This window comes from Labrys sedimenti (assembly GCF_034424805.1).
GTDB lineage: Bacteria > Pseudomonadota > Alphaproteobacteria > Rhizobiales > Labraceae > Labrys > Labrys sedimenti.
This window is the reverse complement of the sequence record NZ_JAXOUF010000005.1, coordinates 246,389-267,570: the sequence shown is the minus strand read 5'-3', so window position 1 is coordinate 267,570 and position 21,182 is coordinate 246,389. Positions and strand designations below refer to the sequence as shown.

Below are 21,182 nucleotides of genomic sequence, written 5' to 3'. Positions count from 1 at the left end.
ATGGGCGGCAAGAGCGAACCGACCGGCGCGCGTCTCCTCGACATCGCTACCGATCACGTGCGCAAGCATGGGCTGGAGCGCACATCCGTGGTGTCCGTCGCCCGCGAGGCCCAGGTCAGCCATGCTGCGGTCTATCGCTATTTCGCCTCCAAGGACGCGCTGATCGATGCCGTCACCGCCGATTGGCACAAGGCGGTGGAAACGCAGCTCGCCGTGGTCGCCGACGCACCCGATCCGGCCGATGACAAGCTCGAGCGCATGATGCTGCTGCTGGCGCGGCTCTATCGCGAGCGCCTCGACCAGGAGCCCAATCTCTATGCGGCCTGGCTGTCGGCGATCGGCGAGAACCGCGCCGTGGTGCGCAAGCATCGCCGCCGCATCCGCAGCCTGATCGAGCGCGTCGTCGATGAGGGGCGGTCCATCGAACTCTTCCGAGCCCGTTCGAACGAGAGGCTGATCGCCTTTCTTGGCGATGCCCTGCACCGCTTCATCGATCCGGCGGCCATCGCCGCCGACCGGGATGCCAACCGCCTCGAACTCGACCAGCGCCTTGCCCGCCTGTTGCGCGTGGTGATCCGCGCCATGGTGGCCGGCAGCGTGTAAGGGTCTGCGATCCCCGAGGGCCGTCTTTCCGAGCTATTAATCATTCCACGGCATTGTTCTTGCTTCCCCCTTTCACGCCCAATGCAGCGGGCGCAGGACGCGAAGCATGTATGATAGTGCCGTGCCGGCCTCCGGCACTTGTGTCGACCAGCCGACCCTCGATCCCGGCGCCCTTCTCGGCGCCCTCGGCCAGGCTAGTTACGAATGGTGTCTGGAGACTGACCGCCTCGCCTGGGGGGCAGGTGCGTCCGCCGTGCTCGGCGTGCGGGCCGCAGCCGACATCGCCGATGGCAAGGCCTTCGCCCGCCTGATCGACCTCGATCGGCCCGGCGGCCGGCACGAGGCCATTCTCCAGAGCCCGCATGGCGGGACGGCCGAGGGCACGCCCTATTGCCTGCGTTACAGCTACCGCCCGCATGCGGCTGGCCGGAAGCGCTGGATCGAGGATCGTGGACGCTGGTTCGCCGGGCCGGATGGTCGCCCCGTGGTCGCGCGCGGCTTGGTGCGTGTCGTGGCCGAATGCCCGGAAGACGAGACCGGGGCCGCCGCCCATGGGGTGATCGGCATTCATGATCGTGTTTTCGCCGCCGCCCTGGCCGATGCCTGCGCAGCGGGCCGGCAGGCCGGGCTGTTCCTGGCGACCATCGACAGGCTCGGCGCCCTTCATGGTGCTTTCGGCGCCGTGGTGGCGGATCGCGTCTGCGCCCAGGTGATGCGCGGATTGCGCAGCGTGTTGCGCATCGGCGACAGTCTTACCAGCATTGCGGACGGCAAGTTCGCCGTGATGCTGCCCGGTTGCCAGGCCGGGGATGTCAGGGCGGCGGCGGAACGTTTCCGGCTGGTGGTCGAGCGCATCACCGTGGAGGCAGAGGTCGGCATGGTCCGGCCGACGGTCTCGATCGGTGCCGTCCACATCGCACCTTCGGCGGAGACCGCCGGCACGGCCTTGCACGCGGCCCAGCAGGCCCTCGACCGCTGCGAGCGCGAAACGCCGGGGGGTATCGCGATCTTCGCGGAAGGCGATCACCTGGCCGCTTCGGCGAACGCGGCGCAGCGCCTGGCGCTGGCCCTCAACGAAGACCGCGTCTTCCTCGGTTTCGAGCCGGTGCTGGCGGCCCGGTCTTCGGGACGGCAGGCTTTCCGCGCTCGCGCCTTTATCCGGATGCCTGCCAATGCCGCGACATCGGCTTCCGCCACGCTGCAGCCGGAGTCCATGCAACCGGCCTGGCTGACCCCGACCTGCGACCGCGCGCTTGTCCGCCGGCTCGCCTTGCGGCTGGTGGACCTGGCCGGCATGGTGCTCGACCGCCATCCCGGCGTCGAACTGATCCTGCCCCTGCCGGTGGTCGTCGATCCGCGCCGGGGCCCGGGCGACTGTTTCGAGCGCTTGACCATCGAACTCGACGAGGCGCTGGCCAAGGCCGACCTCGCCAACAACGGGCGTTACTGCCGGGCGATCCGCGCCTCCGGTGCTCGGCTCGGCATTGGCGGTTTCGGCGGCGGCCATCTCGGCTTCGCCGAACTCAAGCTCCTTGAAATCCGCCAGGTGACGCTCAACGGCGTGCTTGTCGAAATGGCCGACCAGGTCGCGCAGGGCCGTTTCGCGCTGCGCAGCCTGATCGAGACCGGCGCGCGGCAGGGTCTCGATGTAGCAGCCGAATGGGTGGATGACGAGATCGTCGCCCGCCAGCTGGTGAACTGGGGCTGCAGCCGCCTGATGGGAACGGTGGCAGGCCCGCTCCGGCTGGAGCTGCCGCGTCTGCGCGATGCCGGCCGCCAGGCGCCGATGGCACTGACCGGGACGTGAGCCGCCATCTGCCTTCTCCCCTCGTGGGAGAAGGGGAGTTGCGTCCTACTTCTTCTCGTCGCTGATGCGGTCGAGGCGCGACTTCATCTCCGCCAACTCCTTCTTGAGCGTGTCGAGATCGTCGCTGCTCTTGGAGGTTGCGGTTGCAGCCGGTTCCTTCACATCCTCGCTGTCGGCCTGGGTGAAAGGCGAGAACAGGCGGAAGGCGCGCTGGAAGGCCGCCATATTGTTGCGGGCCTGCTCCTCGAGCGCCCCGAAACCGCCATTGACCCAGGGCGCCTGGCCCCAGCCGCTGGTGAGGTGCTGCGTCATCTGTTCGCGCAGCTTCTGCTGGTCTCGCGTGAGATTGTCGATGGAGAATTCGAGGAAGCTGGGCACCAGCGCCTGCATGCTGTCGCCATAGAAGCGGATCAACTGGCGCAGGAAGGTGATCGGTAGCAGGTTCTGGCCCTTGCTCTCCTGCTCGAAGATGATCTGGGTGAGCACCTGGCGGGTGATGTCCTCGTTGGTCTTGGCATCGTGGACCACGAAATCCTCGCCGGCCTTGACCATGGCGCCGAGATCTTCGAGCGTGACATAGGTCGAGGTACCCGTGTTGTAGAGGCGCCGGTTGGCGTATTTCTTGATCGTGGTCGGCTCTTTAGCTTTCGCCATCCTACTGCCCCTTACGCTCGTCCCTGCCCTGCAGAATTTCCGAACGGGCTCGCCTGCACAAGCCTGGAAATTCCGAACCATCCCGGGTTGCCGCGGCGGCTTCCCGTCCGACGACGGTATCCCGTTCCGGAAACGCTCTTCCGGAAGGATGATCACCCCCACGGTCTGACAAATCTAGGCTCTTTTCGCGGTCGCGAAAACATCTTTGTGCAAGCGCGGTAAACTCACCTGGCGCATTGACGGCGGCGCGCCAAGCGTCCCATATGCCCAGGCAGATGGTGGTTGAGCGGGCGTGGATCGGCTCGGCCGCAATCTGAAGGACTTGGAGGATTCGCAGACTTTCCCTGCTTCATCCCTGCGAGGATGAAGCAGGGAAAATCTGCTTCTGAAAGAGTTGGTCCGCCGGGCCGTCGCAGAACGGAACACTAGAGGAGTGAAATTGCCATGAGTGATGTCGTCATCGTCAGCGCCGCGCGCACGCCGGTCGGCTCCTTCAACGGCGCCTTCGCAGCAACGCCGGCCCACACGCTCGGTGCGGCAGCCGTCAAGGAAGCGCTGGCCCGCGCCAAGGTAGAGGCCGGCGAGGTCGACGAGGTCATCCTCGGCCAGGTGCTGAGCGCCGGCGGCGGCCAGAATCCGGCCCGCCAGGCGGCGATGGCGGCCGGCGTGCCCCAGGAGAAGACCGCCTTCGGCCTCAACCAGCTCTGCGGCTCGGGCCTGCGCGCCGTCGGCCTCGGCCTGCAGCAGATCGCCAATGGCGACGCCTCCGTCATCGTGGCCGGCGGCCAGGAATCGATGTCGCTCGCCCCGCATGTGGCGCATCTGCGCGCCGGCGCCAAGATGGGCGATGTGAAGTTCCTGGATTCCATGCTCAAGGACGGCCTGATCGATGCCTTCCAGGGCTATCACATGGGCACGACCGCCGAGAACATCGCGGCTCGCTGGCAGCTCACCCGCGAGGAGCAGGACGCCTTCGCCGTCGCCTCGCAGAACAAGGCCGAGGCCGCCCAGAAGGCAGACCGCTTCAAGGATGAGATCGTCGCGATCACGGTGCCCGGCCGCAAGGGCGACGTCATCGTGGATGCCGACGAATATCCTCGCCATGGCGCCACGCTCGACGGCATGGCCAAGCTCCGTCCGGCCTTCAGCAAGGACGGCACGGTGACCGCCGGCAATGCCTCCGGCATCAATGATGGTGCGGCCGCCGTTGTGCTGATGAGTGCCAAGGATGCCGAGAAGCGCGGCCTCACCCCGCTTGCCCGCATCGCTTCCTGGGCCACTGCCGGCGTCGATCCCGCCATCATGGGCACGGGGCCGATTCCGGCTTCGCGCAAGGCGCTGGAAAAGGCAGGCTGGAGCGTCAAGGATCTCGACCTGGTCGAGGCCAACGAGGCCTTTGCGGCGCAGGCCCTGGCCGTCAACAAGGACATGGGCTGGGACCCCTCCATCGTCAACGTCAATGGCGGCGCCATCGCCATCGGCCATCCGATCGGTGCCTCCGGTGCCCGCGTGCTGGTCACACTGCTGCATGAGCTCGCCCGCCGCGGCGGCAAGAAGGGCATTGCCACGCTGTGCATCGGCGGCGGCATGGGCATCGCTTTGACCGTCGAACGCTGATCGGCTCACGGCGATGCGCAAGCCTCTAGCGGCCTGGTGAACGCCAGGTACCGCGGGAGGCTTCTGGAAGGACGGTTCCTCCACCGGAGGAACAGGGGACGCCCTCGGTCTCGGCTCCTTCCCGGTACGGGGAAGGGGCGGTGCATGTCGGGCCGGTCCTCAGGGGCGAAAGCCGGTTCGTGACTTCCTGGAGCAAAGCGGGCCCCCATGACTGAACGCTTATTTGCTCCAACTCTCTGTCTCCAAGTCAATCCAGCGGATTGGCTGGAGTGTCTTTGCGATTTCGGGTGACTCCCTCAAATCGCAAAACACGTTAGTCCAATGAAGAACACCATCGTTACCAAGGAGGCACCATGACCAGAGTTGCAATCGTCACCGGCGGAACGCGTGGCATCGGCGCGGCCATCTCCAAGGCGCTCAAGGCGGCTGGCCACACGGTTGCCGCCAGCTATGCCGGCAATGACGAGGCAGCGGCCAAGTTCAAGGCCGAAACCGGCATTGCAACCTACAAATGGGACGTCGGCGATTTCGACGCCTGTGCCGCCGGCGTGGCGCAGGTGGAGAAGGATCTCGGCCCGATCGACATCCTGGTCAACAATGCCGGCATCACCCGCGACGGCTTCTTTCACAAGATGAGCAAGGACCAATGGTCCGCCGTCATCCGCACCAATCTCGACAGCCTGTTCAACATGACCCGTCCGGTCATCGAGGGCATGCGCAACCGTGGTTTCGGCCGCGTGGTCGTGATCTCCTCGATCAACGGCCAGAAGGGACAGGCCGGACAGGTCAACTATTCAGCCGCCAAGGCGGGCGATATCGGCTTCGTCAAGGCACTGGCCCTGGAAGGGGCGGCCAAGGGCATCACCGCCAATGTGATCGCACCGGGCTATATCGGCACCGAGATGGTGCAGGCGATCGACCCCAAGGTGCTGGAAACCCGCATCCTGCCGCTGATCCCGACCGGGCGTCTGGGCCAGCCCGAAGAAATCGCCCGTGCCGTAGTGTTCCTGGCTTCCGACGATTCCGGCTACATCACCGGCTCGACGCTGAGCATCAATGGCGGGCAGTATCTGGCCTGAGGCCGCTCGGCCCGTCCGTGGCAGTCGAGACGATCGATGGAACGCGGTGCCCCGTTCCGCGTTCCATCATCGCAGCCGGCACAGGCCGCCTCCCGACAATCTTGCGTCATCCTCTCCCGGGCCGGGAGAGGAAAGTTTCCATGAGCAGTTCATGACCGTCGATTTCCATCACCGCCTCGCCTCCGTCGCCAGTGAGATCGAAGATGTGCTGGTGGCGATCTTCGACGTCGCCACCACGCCCCCGGTGCCGACTCGGCTGTTGAGTGCAATGCGCTATGCCGCCCTGGGCGGAGGCAAGCGGCTTCGCCCCTTCCTGGTTGTCGAAACCGCCCGCCTGCTGGGAGGCGACCAGACCACGGCCCTGCGCGCCGGCGCTGCGATCGAACTCATGCATGTTTACAGCCTCGCCCATGACGATCTGCCGGCGATGGATGACGATGAATTGCGGCGCGGGAAGCCGACGCTGCATCTGGCCTATGACGAGGCTACGGCCATCCTGGCAGGCGATGCCCTGCAGACCCTGGCCTTCGAGACACTGGCGGATGCCGCCACCGGCACCGATGCGGCCATGCGCGCCGAACTGGTGCGCCTGCTAGCCAAGGCCGCCGGCGGCGCGGGCATGGCCGGGGGCCAGATGCTGGACCTGGCGGCGGAAGGGCGTTTCGAAGGCACATCCGAGCTCTCGGCCCAGGCCATCGTCCAGCTCCAGGCGATGAAAACGGGCGCGATCCTGTCGTGCGCGGTGGAAATGGGCGCTGTGATCGGGCGCGCCGATGCGCCAACCTATCAAACCCTGCTGTCCTATGGACGCGCTCTGGGCGCGGCCTTTCAGATCGCTGACGACATTCTCGACATCGAGGCCTCCAGCGCGGAACTCGGCAAGGCCACCGGCAAGGATGCCGGCCGCGGCAAGGCGACCCTGGTCGGCTTGTGGGGCCTGGAGAAGGCGCGGGCCGAACTCGAACGTCTCACCGGCGATGCCCTCGCCGCCCTTTCCGGTTTTGGTGCCGAGGCGGACGTCCTGCGTGCTGCCGCCCGCTTTACCGCGGACAGGCGCAGGTGAGACCTTAAGCGAGGCTTCCGGGGTGAGGCATTTCCTGCGTCCACTGACTGCCAGGCCGGTCCTGCTCCGGAGTCTCGTCGCCGGCATGGCGCTCGGCCTCGTGATCCCAGGCCTGCCCTGGCTCGAGCGCTTGCTGGCCGGGTGGTGCCTGGCCACCATCCTGTTCGTCGTGATCGTCAGCTACAGCTTGTCGCGCCTGCCACCGGGGCGCTTCTCCCACAAGGCCGATTCCCTCGACGAAGGGGCAGTGATCATCCTGGTGCTGTCGATGCTGGCCGCAGCCCTCAGCTTTGCCGGGGTGATCTTCGAGCTTCAGGCGACCAAGGAGCATGCCGGCGGAGACAGCCTGTCCCTGCCGCTGATGGTGGCGACCATCGTCTGTTCCTGGTTCTTCATCCATACCATCTTCGCCATCCACTATGCCCATATCTACTATAATGGCGGGGGTCAGCCGGGTAAGCCGAGCCTGGATTTCGGCGGGGATCCCGAGCCGCCGGATTATTGGGATTTCGTCTATTTCTCGGTGGCGATCGGCGCTTCCTCGGCGACGTCCGACACCAATCTGCGCTCGCGGCTGATGCGCCGCATCGTCGCCGCACATGCCGTGTTCTCGTTTTTCTTCAACGCCACCATCCTGGCCCTGGCGATCAACATCGCCGCCGGCCTGCTGGGCGGGAATTGACGGGCCCGGCGGCGTGATGGCTGCATAGATCACAGGCCGGCCTGCCGCCGGCCCGCCGGATTCTTCGACCGGGCGGAGGTCGACAATGCTGGCAGCATCGCGGCTATGGTCGTGAGTGCCTTCGCAGGTCAGGCGATGGCCGTTGCCACGTTGCGTTCGACCCGCATGCCCTTGCGTTCCTCGGAGGGGGTGCGGTCGAAATGCTCGGAATAGCATTTGGAGAAATGCGAGGCCGAGACGAAGCCGCAGGCCAGGCCCACCGAGAGGATCGGCATCGAGGTCTGCCGCAGCAACTGGCGGGCACGGTTGAGGCGCATTTCGAGATAATAGCGGGTCGGCGTAGTGTCGAGATAACGCTGGAACAGCCGCTCGAGCTGGCGCGGCGACAGGCGCACCGTGCGGGCGAGCTGGGCGCAGGAGACCGGGCGTTCGAGGCGCTTGTCCATCTCGCCGATCACGGCGAGGAGCTTGGGATGGGAGACGCCGAGGCGCGCGCGCAGCTCCATGCGCTGGCGCTCATGGGAATCGCGCATGCGGTGATGGATAAGTTCGTCGGTGACGAGGGCCGCGATCACCGCACCCTTCTTGGCCGTGATCAGTGCCAGCATCATGTCGATCGAGGCGGTGCCGCCAGCGCAGGTGAAGCGGTTGCGGTCGATCTCGAACAGTTCCTGCGTGGCGTCGATCTCGGGGAATTCCTCACGGAAGCTGTCGTAGTTTTCCCAGTGGATGGCGCAGCGATGGCCGTCGAGCAGGCCGGCCCGGGCCAGGATATAGGTGCCCGTGCACACGGCACCGATCGAGACGCCGTAGAAGGCAAGCTTGCGCAGCTTGGCGATCAGCGGGCCGTGATCGTATTTCTGCACGTCCATGCCGGAACACACGATGATCTCCGGCATCGGCCCGACATCGCCATAGGAACCATCGACCGCCAATGCTACGCCGTTCGAGGCCTCGATCGGCTGGCCGTCGGGCGAATAGAGCCGCCAGGCGAAGGCCTTCGCGCCGGTGACGTAGTTCGTCAGGCGCAGGACCTCCACGGCCGCCGCGAAGGCGATCATCGAGAAATTCGGGGTGAGCAGAAAGCCGACGGTATGCGTGGCGCCGATATCCGGCCGGATATTCATACGCGATTCTCCCTAGAACCTCCGCCGGGGGGGCCGGCGGTACGAAGCGTGACGGAGGCGGGAAAGCGCACCCTGTGGAGCGCTCGCCCTCATGATGGCATCGGGCATCTACGTGCCCATTATGGTCAAAAGCGACGGTTGCGGGGCGGTTTGTACCGCATTGTCCGAAACGACGAGGCAGGACGATATTGCGACATTTTTTGAAGAATTCTGATGTGGGCCCGACCATATGTCGCGTTTAATGTCGTAATTTGACAAATATGAGATATTCGGATGCGACCCAATGGTCAAATACTATCCCAAATGCGTCCTATCAGAGACCTGGTGGACAGGGCCTTTTGTGCAATTTCTTCCAATGCGACAAAAGGCGCGTCGCTTCCGTGCTAGACTGCTCATCGGCGGGATGATGATAGTCGCGCCATTCAAGACTCCATCCAACGGGCGGCAACACGTGCGGTTTTCTGTCTTTTCCCTGGCGCGCAACGCGCTGCGTGGTCATCAGGACTGGCCCGAGCAATGGCGCTCGCCCGAACCGAAGGCCAGTTACGACGCCATCATCATCGGCGCCGGCGGGCATGGCCTCGCCACCGCCTATTACATGGCTGCCGAGCACGGCATGACCAATATCGCCGTGCTCGAAAAGGGCTGGCTGGGCGGCGGCAATACCGGGCGCAACACCACTATCATCCGCTCCAACTATCTGTGGGAGGAGAGCGGCAAGCTCTACGACCACGCCATGAAGCTGTGGCAGAACCTGTCCCAGGTGCTGAACTACAACGTGATGTATTCGGCCCGCGGCGTGATGATGCTGGCGCACAACGTGCATGACATCCAGGTCTTCAAGCGCCATATCCATGCCAACCGCCTGGCTGGCATCGACAATGAATGGCTGACGCCCGAAGAGGCGAAGGAATTCTGCCCGATCCTCAACATCTCCAGGGACATCCGCTACCCGATCATGGGCGCCGCCCTGCAGCGTCGCGGCGGTGTCGCCCGCCACGATGCGGTGGCCTGGGGCTATGCCCGCGCCGCCGACGCGCTGGGCGTCGACATCATCCAGAACTGCGAGGTCACCGGCATCCTGCGCGATGCCTCCGGGGCTGTCTCGGGGGTGGAGACTTCCAGGGGCACCATCCGCACGAAGAAGCTCGGGGTGGTCGCCGCCGGCCACACCTCGGTGGTGATGGACATGGCCGGCGTGCGCATGCCGCTCGAAAGCTACCCCTTGCAGGCGCTGGTCTCCGAACCACTGAAGCCGATCATGCCTTGCGTGGTGATGTCGAACACCGTGCATGCCTACATGTCGCAATCGGACAAGGGCGACCTCGTCATCGGCGCGGGCACCGACCAATATGTCTCCTATTCGCAGACGGGCGGCCTGCATATCGCGGCCCATACGCTCGACGCGATCTGCGAACTCTTCCCGGTGGTGCGCCGCACCCGCATGATGCGCAACTGGGGCGGCATCGTCGACGTCACCCCCGACCGCTCGCCCATCCTGTCCAAGACCCCGGTGCCCGGCCTGTTCGTCAATTGCGGCTGGGGCACGGGCGGCTTCAAGGCGACACCGGGCTCCGGCCATGTCTTCGCCCATACGGTGGCGACGGGCGAGCCCCATCCGATCGCCGCTCCCTTCACCCTCGATCGCTTCCGCACCGGACGCCTGATCGACGAAGCGGCCGCCGCCGCCGTCGCGCACTGAGGACCGTCATGCTGCTCATCCGCTGCCCTTATTGCGAACAGGATCGCCCGGAACTGGAGTTCCGCAACATGGGCGAGGCCCATATTGCCCGTCCGGCCTTCGCGGACAACCCGACGGACGAGGTCTGGGAAGGCTTCCTCTACACCCGCTCCAATCCCAAGGGGCTGATCGCCGAGCGCTGGCGCCATGTGCATGGCTGCGCGCGCTTCTTCAACGCCGTGCGCCACACCGTGACCGATAAGTTCGTGAAGACCTATAAGCAGGGCGAACCCAAGCCCGACCTGGCGGCGCTGGCCGCTGAGCTTGCTGCCGCTACGCCCTCCAACACGGAGGCGCGCTCGTGACCGCCTCCCTCCGTACCGCTGCCGGCGGGCGCATCGACCGCGCCAAGCCGATCAATTTCAGCTTTGACGGCATCGCTTATCAAGGCGTGCGCGGCGATACGCTCGCCTCGGCCCTGCTCGCCAATGGCGTGCACCTGATCGGGCGCTCGTTCAAATATCACCGGCCGCGCGGCATCATGTCGGCGGGCTCGGAAGAGGCGAATGCGATGGTCACGGTGATCCGGGATGCCGGCCGCACCACGCCCAATCTGCGCGCCACGCAGGTCGAGCTCTATGAGGGCCTCGTCGCGACAAGCCAGAATCGCTGGCCCTCGCTGAAATTCGATGCCGGCGCCGTCAACGACGCGATGTCGCCCTTCTTCGCGTCGGGCTTCTACTACAAGACCTTCATGTGGCCGCAGAGCTTCTGGAAAACGGTCTATGAGCCGAAGATCCGCGCCGCGGCCGGCTTCGGCGAGGCGCCCAAGGTGGCCGATCCCGATCGCTACCTCAACCGCTATGCCCATTGCGACGTGCTGGTGGTGGGTTCCGGGCCGGCAGGCCTGGCAGCCACCATCGCCGCGGCCGAGACCGGCGCCTCGGTGATTCTGGTCGACGAGCAGGCCGAGCTCGGCGGCTCGCTGCTGGCCGAGACCACGGCGACCGTCGAAGGCCGGGCCGCACGCGACTGGGCCACCGACATCATCATGTCGCTGGCCCTCAACGACCGCGTCCGGCTGATGCCGCGCACCACCGCCTTCGGCTGGTATTCCGACAATTTCGTCGCCTTGGCCGAAAGGCTGACCGATCACGTCGCCCAGCCGGAAGCCCGCACGCCGCGCGAGCGGCTCTGGCAGGTACGTGCCAAGCAGGTCGTCATCGCCGCCGGCGCGATCGAGCGTCCCCTGGTGTTCCCGGAGAACGACCGTCCGGGCATCATGCTGGCCGACTCGGCCCGCATTTATGTCAACCGCTACGGCGTCAAGCCAGGCAACAGGGCGGTGGTGTTCACGGCCTGCGACAGCGCCTATCAGGCTGCGCTCGACCTCAAGGCCGCCGGCGTCGAGATCGCCGTGATCGCCGATATCAGGCCCGATGGCGGTGCCCTGGTTGGTGCCGCCCGGGAGGCCGGTATCCGCGTAAGCCTCGGTGCGACGATGATGGGCACCAGCGGGCGGCTGCGCGTCAATGCCGTCAGGCTCGGCCGTGTCGGCACCGACGGCGCCGTGAGGGACCGGGAGACCGTCTCCTGCGACCTCGTGCTGATGTCGGGCGGCTGGACGCCGACCGTGCATCTGTTCTCGCAGTCGCGCGGCAAGCTGCGCTACGACGAGGCCAAGCAGATCTTCGTGCCGGGCTTCGCCCGCGACGAGGAGCGTTCGGCCGGCGCCTGCCGCGGCGTGTTCGACTTCGGCGCGGTGATCAATGACGGCTTTGCCGCCGGCCACGAGGCCGGGCGTGACGCCGGCTTCGACAAGGGCGCCCTCAAGACCTTCGACGTCGCTGGCGAGACCTCGCAGGAAGGGTTCTACACCGGAGCGCTGCCGCATGACCGCAATGCCAACCGGGTCAAGGCCTTTGTCGACTTCCAGCACGACGTCACCGCCAAGGACATCAAGCTCGCGACGCGCGAGGGCTTCCGCTCGATCGAGCACGTCAAGCGCTACACCACCACCGGCATGGCGACCGACCAGGGCAAGACCTCCAACATCAATGCGCTGGCCATCGCCGCCAAGGCGATCGACAAGAAGGTGCCGCAGGTCGGCCTGACCACCTTCCGCCCGCCCTATACGCCGACCACCTTTGGCCTGTTCGCCGGCACGGCGCGCGGCGACCTGTTCGATCCCGTGCGCAAGACCGCGATGCACGAGGCGGAGGTCGAGATGGGCGCTGACTTCGAGGATGTCGGCCTGTGGAAGCGCGCCTGGTACTATCCGCGCGCTGGCGAGAGCATGCATGATGCGGTCAACCGCGAATGCAAGACGGTGCGCGACAAGGTTGGCATGTTCGACGCCTCCACCCTCGGCAAGATCGAGGTGGTCGGCCCGGATGCGGCGGAGTTCATGCACCGTATCTATGTCAACCCGTTCATGAAGCTGGAGCCGGGCCGCCTGCGCTACGGCATCATGACCCGCGACGATGGCTTCGTCTATGACGACGGCGTGGTCGGCCGCATGGCGCCTGATCGCTTCCACGTCACCACCACCACGGGCGGTGCCCCCCGCGTGCTCTCGCATATGGAGGATTATCTCCAGACCGAGTGGACGGATCTCAAGGTCTGGTTCACCTCCACCACCGAACAGTGGGCCGTCATCGCCGTGCAGGGCCCGCATGCCCGGGACGTGCTGGCGCCGCTGGTCGAGGGCATCGACATCTCCAAGGATGGCATGCCGCATATGTCGGTCAAGGAAGGCCGCATCTGCGGTGTCCCGACCCGCCTGTTCCGCATGAGCTTCACCGGCGAGGCGGGCTTCGAGGTGAACGTGCCGGCCGCCTATGGCCGTGCCGTCTGGCAGGCTATCCATGCCGAGGTCGTCAAATATGACGGCTGCGCCTATGGCACCGAGGCGATGCACGTGCTGCGTGCCGAGAAGGGCTACATCATCGTCGGCCAGGACACCGACGGCACGCTGACGCCGGACGAGGCCGGCGTGGGCTGGGCCGTGGGCAAGGCCAAGGCCGATTTCGTCGGCAAGCGCGGCCTGATGCGTCCCGATCTGCAGGATCCCAACCGCAAGCAGTTCGTCGGCCTCGCCACCGTCGATCCCGGCGTGGTACTGGAAGAGGGCGCACAGATCACCGAGGTGGCGCAGCCCGCTATCGGCGAGCATGCCCTCGGCCATGTCACCTCGGCCTATTGGAGCGCCAATCTCGGCCGTTCCATCGCTTTGTGCAATCTCGAGCGCGGCCGCTCGCGCTATGGCGAGACGGTCTATGTGCCGATGCCCGGCGGCTCGATCGCCGTGAAGGTGGTCGACCCGATCTTCATCGACAAGGAAGGAGCGCGGCTCAATGGCTGATATCGCAACCCGCCGCGATCCGCTCGACGGCATCGCGCCGATCACCGCCCGCAGCCGCCTCACCATCGAGGCGGCGCCGCGGGGCGCCCGCTTGGTGCTGCGCGGGCCGGACAGCGCTGCCGTCGCGGCCGGCCAGGCCTTCGGGCTGGCGCTGCCGACCGCTCTCAATACCGCCGCCACCGACGGCACCCGCACCGCCTTCAAGCTCGGCCCGGACGAGTGGCTGCTGCTCGCGCCGGAGAATACCGAGGCCGAGGTCTACGCCGCCATCGAGGCGGCCGTGCAGGAGCCGCATTCGCTGGTGGATGTCAGCCACCGCAATGTCGGCATCCTGATCTCGGGCTCGCTGGCCGCCGACGTGCTCAATGCCGGCGTCATGCTGGATCTCGATCCCAAGGCCTTTCCCGTCGGCACCGCCACCCGCACGCTCTATGCCAAGACGGAAATCGTGCTGTGGCGCAAGGGCGCGAACGACTTTCACGTCGAGGTCTGGCGTTCCTTCACCGATTACCTGCATGGCCAGCTCGAGCAGGCTGCGCGGGAATATGTGAAATAGAGCGGCACAGGCATTACCCCAACGCTCGCGGGCTGCATTGGGGAGACTGGATTGACCCCCGGCAAGATCCATATCCATGAGGACGATTGGGGCATGCGCTCCCTTCATCCCTTGATGGCGGTTGCCCATTACCGAACGGATCTGGACAAGGCCGCACAACACGCCGTCGATCATGCTGCGCCCGACGGCATGGGCTGGACGGACGTGCATGTCATTGCCGATGCTCCCGAGGAACAGGCGCAATTCGTCGCCTTGACGCCGGAAGCTTTCGGCGCAGCCCTGGCTTTTCTTCCTCGTGTGATGCAGTTCAACGCGACCGCGTCGGCCGGCTTCGAGAACCATGACGAATGGGGCTACTATAATCCGGATGCCCTATGTTTCGGTCACGATGCAGATTTCTATCTGATATGTAGCCATGATGCCGGCATCATTCGGGAAATCTTCTTCGAGCTGTCCTCGCCGGATGACGTCCGGCTCGGGCTGTTCCGAGAGGCTCTCTCACGGTTGAATGCCATTGAGCCGCTCTGTCTGGTCGACTATTGGACCGACACGGCGCTCGATGTCGCGGACCGGGAGGCGCTGGACGCCTATTGCCGGCTGGTCTCGCAATAGCGGAGACCAGGTCAGGCGCTCGTCCGCCGTCCCAAGGGCACGAGATGGCCGTTTGCTGCTACGTCGCGATGCACGCGCACAGAGCGAGGAGAAGGAGCAGCCGCTACCGCAGGCTCAGACACCCAGCATCAGCTGGATGTTCTGCACCGCGGCGCCGGAGGCGCCCTTGCCGAGATTGTCCAGCCTCGCCACCAGCACAGCCTGGCGATGGGCCTCGTGCGGGAAGACGCGAAGCTCAAGCCGGTCGGTGTCGTTGAGCGCTTCCGCCTCGATCTTGGTGGCGCCGTCCAGCGGCTCGACGCTGACCAGCCTGGCGCCGGCATAATAGTCGGCGAGGATGGCGTGGAGGTCATCAGCCTTCGGCTTGCCCGGCAGCGTGTCGAGATGCAGCGGCACCGAGACCAGCATGCCCTGGCGGAAATTGCCGACGGACGGCACGAAGATCGGCCGGCGGGTCAGGCCGGTATAGGCCTGCAGCTCCGGCACGTGCTTGTGCTCCAGCGTCAGGCCGTAGAGCTCGAAGGAGGGAGCGGTACCCGCCTCATAGGCCTCGATCATCGATTTGCCGCCGCCGGAATAGCCACTGACCGCGTTGACGCTGACGGGATAGTCCTGCGGGATCACGCCGGCATCGACCAGGGGACGCAGCAGGGCGATCGCGCCGGTGGGGTAGCAGCCGGGATTGGCGACGTGGCTCGCCTTGGCAATGGCCTCGGCCTGACCCGGCGCCAGTTCGGCAAAGCCGTAGACCCAGCCGGGCGCGACGCGATGAGCCGTGGAAGCGTCCAGCACCTTGGGCTTCTTGCCGTCGAGCTCGGCGATCAGCGCCACCGTTTCCTTGGCGGCCGCGTCGGGTAGGCAGAGCACCACGAGGTCGACCTCGGCCAGCAGCGCCTTCTTCGCCGCGATGTCCTTGCGCAGTTCGGGTGCGATGCTGCGCAGGGCAACGCCCGCCACCGACGCCAATCGCTCGCGGATGCCGAGGCCCGTGGTGCCGGCTTCGCCGTCGATGAAGACGGTGCGGACGGCGCCGGCCTGGTGCGGCTTTTCGGCGAGATCGGAGAGGGCGGCCATGTCTGATCCTCCTTGAGGAGAGGCGGGCTGTCGGGAACGCTGGCTATATCGGAGCAAGAGGTGTCACTGTCAATGCCGGAGCGTATTGCGGAGGCACGGGCGTCCCGACGGCCCTTGAAGGCGCCCTGCTTCCCCGACAGGAAAGAACGGATACCGCGGCATGCAAGCATGTGGCTGTGATGCCCCGTGCGCCGGAAAGCGCGCCGCGAGCATTTCCTTCAGATCCGGTGGGTAACAACTTACGTCGCGGCGGCGAATATCGTTACAGCGGCTGGAATCACATGTTTTAGCGCAAAAAGTGTGGTTTTCGGCACGCTCACTTGATTTGGCTCCGATGCCGGAGCGGGTCATAGTCCTGTTCATGCGGAGCGGCAACCGGCCGTTTCCGCCATCCAGCAACAGAAGGAAACTCCCATGTCCGTGTTCACCAAGGCCAGCACCGCTTTCGCTCTGGTCGGCGCCGTTGCCAGTGCCGCCGCCTTGCTGTCGGCTCCCGCCAGGGCCGACGATTCCAAGGAAAAATGCTACGGCGTCGCCCTCAAGGGCCAGAACGACTGTGCGGCCGGTGCCCATTCCTGCGCCGGCACCTCGACGATCGACTATGACGGCCAGTCCTTCAAGCTGGTGCCGAAGGGAAGCTGCGTCACCATGAAGACGCCGACGGGCATGGGCTCACTGACGCCGGTCAAGAGCTGATTGCTCTCTCATCTCGGCGCGTTTGCCGAGGTATGCTCCTATCCAAACCATACCGAGCAAGACGCGACGAGCCTTCTCCCCTTGCGGGAGAAGGTGCCCGAAGGGCGGATGAGGGGAGAAACGCAACTCGGCAAGGTGCGCGCTAACACCCCTCATCCGTCCTTGCTTTGCAAGGCCACCTTCTCCCGCAAAAGGGGGAGAAGGCCAGTTGAGCCTCTTTGGGCAGGGGTTCGAGATATGCGTATGCCCCGGAACGCCCTCGGAGAATCCCATGAACCATTCCGCCAGCATGACATTGCCACTGCGCGCCGGCGCCGGGCTCAAGCCGGAGCATGTCGAGACCATTCTCACCACCCGGCCTGACATCGGCTTCTTCGAGGTTCACGCCGAGAATTATATGGGGGCGGGCGGCCCGCCGCATGCCCAGCTTCGAGCTATCTGTGAAAACTACGCGCTGTCGCTGCATGGCGTCGGCCTGTCCATCGGCGCGGCGCGGCCGCTCGACAAGGATCACCTCGCCAGGTTGAAGATGCTCGAACAGCGCTACCACCCGGCGAGCTTTTCCGAGCATTTGGCCTGGTCGAGCCATGAAGAGGTCTTCCTCAACGACCTCTTGCCGGTGCCCTATACGCCCGAGACCCTGCAGCGCGTCTGCGACCATGTCGACGAAGTGCAGGATATCATGGGGCTGCGCATGCTGCTGGAGAACCCCTCGACCTATCTCCTGTTCGAGGAAAGCTCCATCGAGGAGACCGATTTCCTGCGCGAGATCGCCTGGCGCACCGGCTGCGGCCTACTGCTCGACATCAACAATGTCTTCGTCTCCGCCACCAATCACGCGACCTCGCCCGAGGCCTATCTCGATCGCTTCCCGCTCCATCTCGTCGGCGAGATCCATCTCGCCGGCCATGCCGAGACGATTGACGATGCCGGCGCGCCGCTCCTGATCGATGCCCATGACCGGCCGGTCGCCGATCCGGTCTGGGCGCTCTATGAACGCGTCATCGCCCGGACCGGGCGGCTGCCGACCCTGATCGAGTGGGACAATGACGTGCCGGATTGGCCGGTTCTGGCCCGCGAGGCGGCGCTTGCCGAGGCGGCGATGGCGCGCATCATCAAGGCGAGGGCCGCCTGATGCTGGCCGACACGCAATCCTTGTTCCGCCGGGCCGTGCTCGACCCGGCCGCCGCGCTGCCGCAGGGGCTTGCAGCCCATAACGGCGTGGCGCCCAACCGGCGCTTTGCCGTTTATCGCGACAATGTCGCGCTCGGCCTCGCCGCGGCGCTGGAGAGCCGCTTTCCTGCCTCGATCGCCATCGTCGGCGCAGACTTCTTCCGGGCCCTGGTTATCCGCTTTGCGCGCGAGCATCCGCCACGCTCGCCGCTGCTGCTCGACTATGGCGATGACCTGCCGGCTTTCACCGAAGGCTTCGAGCCGGCACGGGAGGTCGCCTACCTGCCGGATGTGATGCGCCTCGAGATCGCCCGGGCCCAGGCCTATCACGCCGCCGATGCCGAGCCGGCTCCGTCATCGGCGCTCGCAGCCCTCGATCCCGCGCGGCTGCACGAGGTGCGGGTCGAGATCCATCCGGCGGTTCGTCTCCTGCGCTCGGCCTTCCCGGTGGCGACGATCTGGCAGATGAATGCCGGCGGCGAGGCGCGGGAGATCATGGATTGGTCCGGCGAGGACGTGCTGGTGACCCGCCCCCGCCTCGACGTCGAGGTGCAGATCCTGCCGCCGGGCGGCCATGCCTTCCTGGCCGCGCTGCTGGCCGGGGATCCCTTGGAGGCGGCGGCGGAGACCGCCTTCGCCGAAGCCCAGGATTTCGACCTGGCCGCCGCCATTGCGGGGCTGGTTGCGGCCGGAATCGCCTGCCGCTTCCAGATCTGAACCTGTCGGAGAGTGTTGCCATGACCCGCACGACATTCGCATCCCCCGAGCCGGCGGCGCCGGGATTGGCGGATCGCCTGATCCATCTTTTCACGCTCATCCCGCATTGGCTGATCGCCCTGATCGCCCGCCTTGCCCTATTCCGGGTGTTCTGGTGGTCGGCACGTACCAAGGTGGCCGACGGCACGCTGTTCTCGCTGTCGGACAGCGCCGTCTATCTCTTCCAGGAAGAATACAAGCTGCCGCTGCTGCCGCCGGAGCTTGCCGCCCACCTGGCCCTGCTGGGCGAAAGCGTGTTTGCCGTCCTGGTCCTCGTCGGATTGGCGACGCGGCTCGGCGGCCTCGGCCTGTTCGGCATGGCGCTGGTGATCCAGCTCTTCGTCTATCCCGACCATTACAACGAGCATCTGCCTTGGATGGTCTGCGCCCTCTACCTCGCCAAGTTCGGCGGCGGCTTCCTCTCCCTCGACGCCCTGATCGCCCGCTGGGCCGGCCGGAAGGTTTCGTTCGCCTGAGGCGGGCCGGCGTCACTCACACGGCAGCGTCGCTTTGCCTGACCTTGGCATAGTGCCGGCTGGCCTTGGCGCGATTGCCGCAAGTGGCCATGTCGCACCAGCGGCGGGTCCCGCTCTTGCTCTCGTCGAGGAAGAGGAAACGGCATTCGGGGTTGGCGCAGCGCCGGATGCGGTATCGATCGGCGGCGGGAATGAGATCGCCGGCCGACCACAGCACCGGGGCGAGCAGATGTGTGGCCGAAGGCTCGAAAGGCCCGACATGCCACGCATAGCCATCCTTCGCGCGCACCAGACGGTTGCGGCTGGGAGCCTGGGCGATGGCCTGGGCGAGAGCGGCGAAGTCGCGCTCCTCGACGGCCTGCTTCTCGGCGATTGCGGCCAGAGCGCGATAGAGCGCTTCGCGCAGACGGATCGCCTCGTCGAAGAGGCGGTCGGCATCATCAGGGTGTTCAGCGACCCAGCGGCCGGCCTGCTCGATGCGTTCGCCCGCCTCTCCGCCCGTCCGCTTCGTCCAGGCCAATAGATCCGCCACACCGCGTAGCCGCTCGACCGGCGTCTCCCGTCTTCGCCAGGAACGCGTATTCGCGAAGGCGATGCACAGGTCATCGCGCACCGGTGAAATCAACGTCATGGCATCCCTTCGAGCCCGGACCGGTTCCGGCTGGCCGGACCACGTGGCGCAGCAAGCCTCGAAGAATTCTAACCTCCTTGGGGGTTGACAGTCAACGCGGCCGGTTCGACAATGCTAACCATCATGATGGTTATGTAGATGGCGAGGCCGCCGCGAGGAGGGCGCCATGGATCGCGATAACAGCGCCGCGCTGACAGGAAACGGACATGCCTTCGAGGGAACGCCGCCCCGGCAGGCCGAAGCTGGCAGTGCCGGGGGCCGAATCCCGCTCTGGGCAATGCTGGCGGCCCTCTCGGCGGTGGCGGCCATGAGCCAGGCATTCCGTACCGTCGCCACGTTGTTCGCCGGCGAACTCAAGCTGGAATTCGGTGCCTCTACCCAGGAGATAGGCCTGTTCGCCGGTGCCTTCCATTTGTCCTTCGCACTGGCGCAGATCCCCATCGGCGTGGCCCTCGACCTGTTCGGACCACGCCGCACCGTCTGCGCTGCCTTTCTGCTTGCCTGCCTCGGTGCGCTGGGGTCGGCCCTCGCGCCCAATCTGCCCGTTCTGATCGCCAGCCAGGTCCTGATCGGCGTCGGTTGCGCACCGGCCTTCATCGGCGCCATCGTCTTCGTCACCAATCGCTATCCCGCCTCGCAATTTGCGCGCCTGTCCGGCCTCGTCCTCAGTTTCAGCGGCATTGGCATGTTGATGACGGGCACGCCGCTCGCCCTGGTGGTGGAAACCTGGTCGTGGCGGGCCGGTTTCCTGGCACTTGCCGGGATCTCGATCCTCGTCCTGGCGGCCACTATCCTGCTCGTCCGGGACGAAGCGCCCGCACCGGGGCGTAGCCGTTCAGGCCTGCTCGACGCCTTTGTCAAGGTGGGCCCGCTGCTGGCCAAGCGGCATTCGCTCGGCATCCTCCTGCTCGGCGGCGTCTCCTATGCCTCCTTCCTCACCCTGCGCGGACTGTGGGCCGTGCCGATGCTGATGGAGCGGCACGGCTTCAGCCTGGTGGTGAGCGGCCACGTCATGCTGGCGACCTCGGTCGCAGCCCTGCTCGGGCCGCCCGCTTTCGGCCTGCTGAGGCCCGGCAATCGCGGCCGGCGCACCTGGATCATTGCCGGCGCGGCCCTTTGCATTGCCGCCTTTGCGGCCCTGGCTGGGCAGACCTCGAGCCTCATCGATGTCGCCGCCGTGGTCTTGCTCGGATTCATGACAGGCTATTTCATCCTGCAATATGCCGATGTCCGTGCCGCCTATGCCGAAGAGGTCGCCGGCCGGGCCTTCGCCATCTTCAACACCGCCATCTTTCTCGGCGTCGCCGTGATGCAATGGCTGACAGGACTGGTGGGATCCGTCGCGGCGGCCCAGGAAGCCGATCCTTTCACGCCCGTCTTTGTGGTGATCATCGTCCTGTTGGCCGCCGGCATCGCCAGCTTCGTCCTGCTGCCCTGGCCGCGCGGCAAGGGTTGGGAGCGCTGACACGTCGCACCGGAAAGCTTGCTTCTTCCCCCTTGCGCATCAGGCCTGGAGCGCTCTACTTCAAGG

The 21,182-nt window shown here is 65.9% G+C and carries 20 protein-coding genes; 16 read left to right on the top strand and 4 right to left on the bottom strand.

Features of this window, described 5'->3' with window-relative positions; all coding sequences use genetic code 11:
* Together U1R88_RS18255 and U1R88_RS18250 are read left to right on the top strand one after the other, a co-directional pair.
* On the top strand, window positions 1–603 hold the full coding sequence (locus tag U1R88_RS18255) for a TetR/AcrR family transcriptional regulator (protein ID WP_322432528.1): 603 nt from the start codon (window positions 1–3) through the stop codon (window positions 601–603).
* 106 nt (window positions 604–709) lie between these two features.
* Entirely contained in the window at window positions 710–2,410 is a 1,701-nt protein-coding gene (locus tag U1R88_RS18250; protein ID WP_322432527.1) for a bifunctional diguanylate cyclase/phosphodiesterase, read from the top strand.
* A gap of 45 nt (window positions 2,411–2,455) precedes the next feature.
* Here U1R88_RS18250 and phaR read toward each other — a convergent pair whose 3' ends face one another.
* Window positions 2,456–3,064, bottom strand: a complete 609-nt coding sequence (gene phaR / locus U1R88_RS18245; RefSeq protein WP_322432526.1) for a polyhydroxyalkanoate synthesis repressor PhaR — start codon at window positions 3,062–3,064, stop codon at window positions 2,456–2,458.
* Window positions 3,065–3,508: 444 nt separating this feature from the next.
* Here phaR and U1R88_RS18240 point away from each other — a divergent pair, with 444 nt between their 5' ends.
* The 4 genes from U1R88_RS18240 (at window position 3,509) to U1R88_RS18225 (ending at window position 7,505) form a co-directional block, all read left to right on the top strand.
* Window positions 3,509–4,681, top strand: coding sequence for an acetyl-CoA C-acetyltransferase (locus U1R88_RS18240; protein WP_322432525.1), 1,173 nt, complete (start codon window positions 3,509–3,511; stop codon window positions 4,679–4,681).
* Between the two features lie 353 nt (window positions 4,682–5,034).
* Window positions 5,035–5,760, top strand: coding sequence for an acetoacetyl-CoA reductase (gene phbB / locus U1R88_RS18235; RefSeq protein ID WP_322432524.1), 726 nt, complete (start codon window positions 5,035–5,037; stop codon window positions 5,758–5,760).
* A 151-nt stretch (window positions 5,761–5,911) separates the two neighbouring features.
* Window positions 5,912–6,823, top strand: a complete 912-nt coding sequence (locus tag U1R88_RS18230; RefSeq protein WP_322432523.1) for a polyprenyl synthetase family protein — start codon at window positions 5,912–5,914, stop codon at window positions 6,821–6,823.
* A 22-nt stretch (window positions 6,824–6,845) separates the two neighbouring features.
* Complete coding sequence (locus U1R88_RS18225) at window positions 6,846–7,505, top strand: DUF1345 domain-containing protein (protein WP_322432522.1); 660 nt, start codon at window positions 6,846–6,848, stop codon at window positions 7,503–7,505.
* 128 nt (window positions 7,506–7,633) lie between these two features.
* Here U1R88_RS18225 and U1R88_RS18220 read toward each other — a convergent pair whose 3' ends face one another.
* Window positions 7,634–8,632 (bottom strand): GlxA family transcriptional regulator, encoded by a 999-nt coding sequence (locus U1R88_RS18220; protein ID WP_082979449.1) that lies wholly within the window; start codon window positions 8,630–8,632, stop codon window positions 7,634–7,636.
* Window positions 8,633–9,083: 451 nt separating this feature from the next.
* Between U1R88_RS18220 and U1R88_RS18215 the strand changes: the two genes are divergently transcribed.
* Genes U1R88_RS18215 through U1R88_RS18195 form a run of 5 tightly spaced genes read left to right on the top strand, consistent with a single transcriptional unit; the run spans window position 9,084 to window position 14,845 of the window.
* The gene (locus tag U1R88_RS18215; RefSeq protein ID WP_322432521.1) at window positions 9,084–10,334 is read left to right on the top strand and encodes a sarcosine oxidase subunit beta family protein; all 1,251 of its coding nucleotides are present in this window, start codon (window positions 9,084–9,086) and stop codon (window positions 10,332–10,334) included.
* A gap of 8 nt (window positions 10,335–10,342) precedes the next feature.
* Window positions 10,343–10,678 (top strand): sarcosine oxidase subunit delta, encoded by a 336-nt coding sequence (locus tag U1R88_RS18210; RefSeq protein ID WP_322432520.1) that lies wholly within the window; start codon window positions 10,343–10,345, stop codon window positions 10,676–10,678.
* Entirely contained in the window at window positions 10,675–13,677 is a 3,003-nt protein-coding gene (locus tag U1R88_RS18205; protein ID WP_322432519.1) for a sarcosine oxidase subunit alpha family protein, read from the top strand. The genes U1R88_RS18210 and U1R88_RS18205 overlap by 4 nt, the downstream gene beginning before the upstream one ends.
* Window positions 13,670–14,233 carry a sarcosine oxidase subunit gamma gene (locus U1R88_RS18200; protein WP_322432518.1) on the top strand — a complete coding sequence of 188 codons (564 nt, stop codon included), beginning with the start codon at window positions 13,670–13,672 and terminating at the stop codon, window positions 14,231–14,233. Before U1R88_RS18205 ends, U1R88_RS18200 begins: the two co-directional genes overlap by 8 nt.
* Before the next feature lie 51 nt (window positions 14,234–14,284).
* The gene (locus tag U1R88_RS18195) at window positions 14,285–14,845 is read left to right on the top strand and encodes a hypothetical protein (RefSeq protein WP_322432517.1); all 561 of its coding nucleotides are present in this window, start codon (window positions 14,285–14,287) and stop codon (window positions 14,843–14,845) included.
* A 114-nt stretch (window positions 14,846–14,959) separates the two neighbouring features.
* Here U1R88_RS18195 and argC read toward each other — a convergent pair whose 3' ends face one another.
* Window positions 14,960–15,919, bottom strand: coding sequence for an N-acetyl-gamma-glutamyl-phosphate reductase (gene argC / locus U1R88_RS18190; RefSeq protein WP_322432516.1), 960 nt, complete (start codon window positions 15,917–15,919; stop codon window positions 14,960–14,962).
* A 414-nt stretch (window positions 15,920–16,333) separates the two neighbouring features.
* Between argC and U1R88_RS18185 the strand changes: the two genes are divergently transcribed.
* From U1R88_RS18185 to U1R88_RS18170, 4 genes are all read left to right on the top strand, one after another.
* A complete protein-coding gene (locus U1R88_RS18185; protein ID WP_322432515.1) occupies window positions 16,334–16,615 on the top strand; it encodes a BufA1 family periplasmic bufferin-type metallophore in 282 nt (93 codons plus the stop codon).
* Window positions 16,616–16,886: 271 nt separating this feature from the next.
* The gene (bufB, locus tag U1R88_RS18180; protein ID WP_322432514.1) at window positions 16,887–17,750 is read left to right on the top strand and encodes an MNIO family bufferin maturase; all 864 of its coding nucleotides are present in this window, start codon (window positions 16,887–16,889) and stop codon (window positions 17,748–17,750) included.
* Window positions 17,750–18,505 carry a DNA-binding domain-containing protein gene (locus tag U1R88_RS18175; RefSeq protein WP_322432513.1) on the top strand — a complete coding sequence of 252 codons (756 nt, stop codon included), beginning with the start codon at window positions 17,750–17,752 and terminating at the stop codon, window positions 18,503–18,505. Before bufB ends, U1R88_RS18175 begins: the two co-directional genes overlap by 1 nt.
* Window positions 18,506–18,525: 20 nt before the next feature.
* Window positions 18,526–19,020 carry a DoxX family protein gene (locus U1R88_RS18170; RefSeq protein ID WP_322432512.1) on the top strand — a complete coding sequence of 165 codons (495 nt, stop codon included), beginning with the start codon at window positions 18,526–18,528 and terminating at the stop codon, window positions 19,018–19,020.
* A gap of 16 nt (window positions 19,021–19,036) precedes the next feature.
* Here U1R88_RS18170 and U1R88_RS18165 read toward each other — a convergent pair whose 3' ends face one another.
* A complete protein-coding gene (locus tag U1R88_RS18165) occupies window positions 19,037–19,651 on the bottom strand; it encodes a CGNR zinc finger domain-containing protein (RefSeq protein WP_322432511.1) in 615 nt (204 codons plus the stop codon).
* A 166-nt stretch (window positions 19,652–19,817) separates the two neighbouring features.
* On the opposite strand from U1R88_RS18165, the gene U1R88_RS18160 reads away from it, so the two are divergent.
* The gene (locus tag U1R88_RS18160; RefSeq protein ID WP_322432510.1) at window positions 19,818–21,116 is read left to right on the top strand and encodes an MFS transporter; all 1,299 of its coding nucleotides are present in this window, start codon (window positions 19,818–19,820) and stop codon (window positions 21,114–21,116) included.
* Window positions 21,117–21,182 lie beyond the last annotated feature (66 nt).

Bases quoted from the DNA above. Each gene is read 5' to 3' on its own strand.
- U1R88_RS18255 (WP_322432528.1), top strand. From the start codon at position 1: ATGGGCGGCAAGAGCGAACCGACCGGCGCGCGTCTCCTCGACATCGCT.
- U1R88_RS18250 (WP_322432527.1), top strand. From the start codon at position 710: ATGTATGATAGTGCCGTGCCGGCCTCCGGCACTTGTGTCGACCAGCCG.
- phaR (WP_322432526.1), bottom strand. From the start codon at position 3,064: ATGGCGAAAGCTAAAGAGCCGACCACGATCAAGAAATACGCCAACCGG.
- U1R88_RS18240 (WP_322432525.1), top strand. From the start codon at position 3,509: ATGAGTGATGTCGTCATCGTCAGCGCCGCGCGCACGCCGGTCGGCTCC.
- phbB (WP_322432524.1), top strand. From the start codon at position 5,035: ATGACCAGAGTTGCAATCGTCACCGGCGGAACGCGTGGCATCGGCGCG.
- U1R88_RS18230 (WP_322432523.1), top strand. From the start codon at position 5,912: ATGACCGTCGATTTCCATCACCGCCTCGCCTCCGTCGCCAGTGAGATC.
- U1R88_RS18220 (WP_082979449.1), bottom strand. From the start codon at position 8,632: ATGAATATCCGGCCGGATATCGGCGCCACGCATACCGTCGGCTTTCTG.
- U1R88_RS18210 (WP_322432520.1), top strand. From the start codon at position 10,343: ATGCTGCTCATCCGCTGCCCTTATTGCGAACAGGATCGCCCGGAACTG.
- U1R88_RS18200 (WP_322432518.1), top strand. From the start codon at position 13,670: ATGGCTGATATCGCAACCCGCCGCGATCCGCTCGACGGCATCGCGCCG.
- argC (WP_322432516.1), bottom strand. From the start codon at position 15,919: ATGGCCGCCCTCTCCGATCTCGCCGAAAAGCCGCACCAGGCCGGCGCC.
- U1R88_RS18185 (WP_322432515.1), top strand. From the start codon at position 16,334: ATGTCCGTGTTCACCAAGGCCAGCACCGCTTTCGCTCTGGTCGGCGCC.
- bufB (WP_322432514.1), top strand. From the start codon at position 16,887: ATGAACCATTCCGCCAGCATGACATTGCCACTGCGCGCCGGCGCCGGG.
- U1R88_RS18175 (WP_322432513.1), top strand. From the start codon at position 17,750: ATGCTGGCCGACACGCAATCCTTGTTCCGCCGGGCCGTGCTCGACCCG.
- U1R88_RS18170 (WP_322432512.1), top strand. From the start codon at position 18,526: ATGACCCGCACGACATTCGCATCCCCCGAGCCGGCGGCGCCGGGATTG.
- U1R88_RS18165 (WP_322432511.1), bottom strand. From the start codon at position 19,651: ATGACGTTGATTTCACCGGTGCGCGATGACCTGTGCATCGCCTTCGCG.
- U1R88_RS18160 (WP_322432510.1), top strand. From the start codon at position 19,818: ATGGATCGCGATAACAGCGCCGCGCTGACAGGAAACGGACATGCCTTC.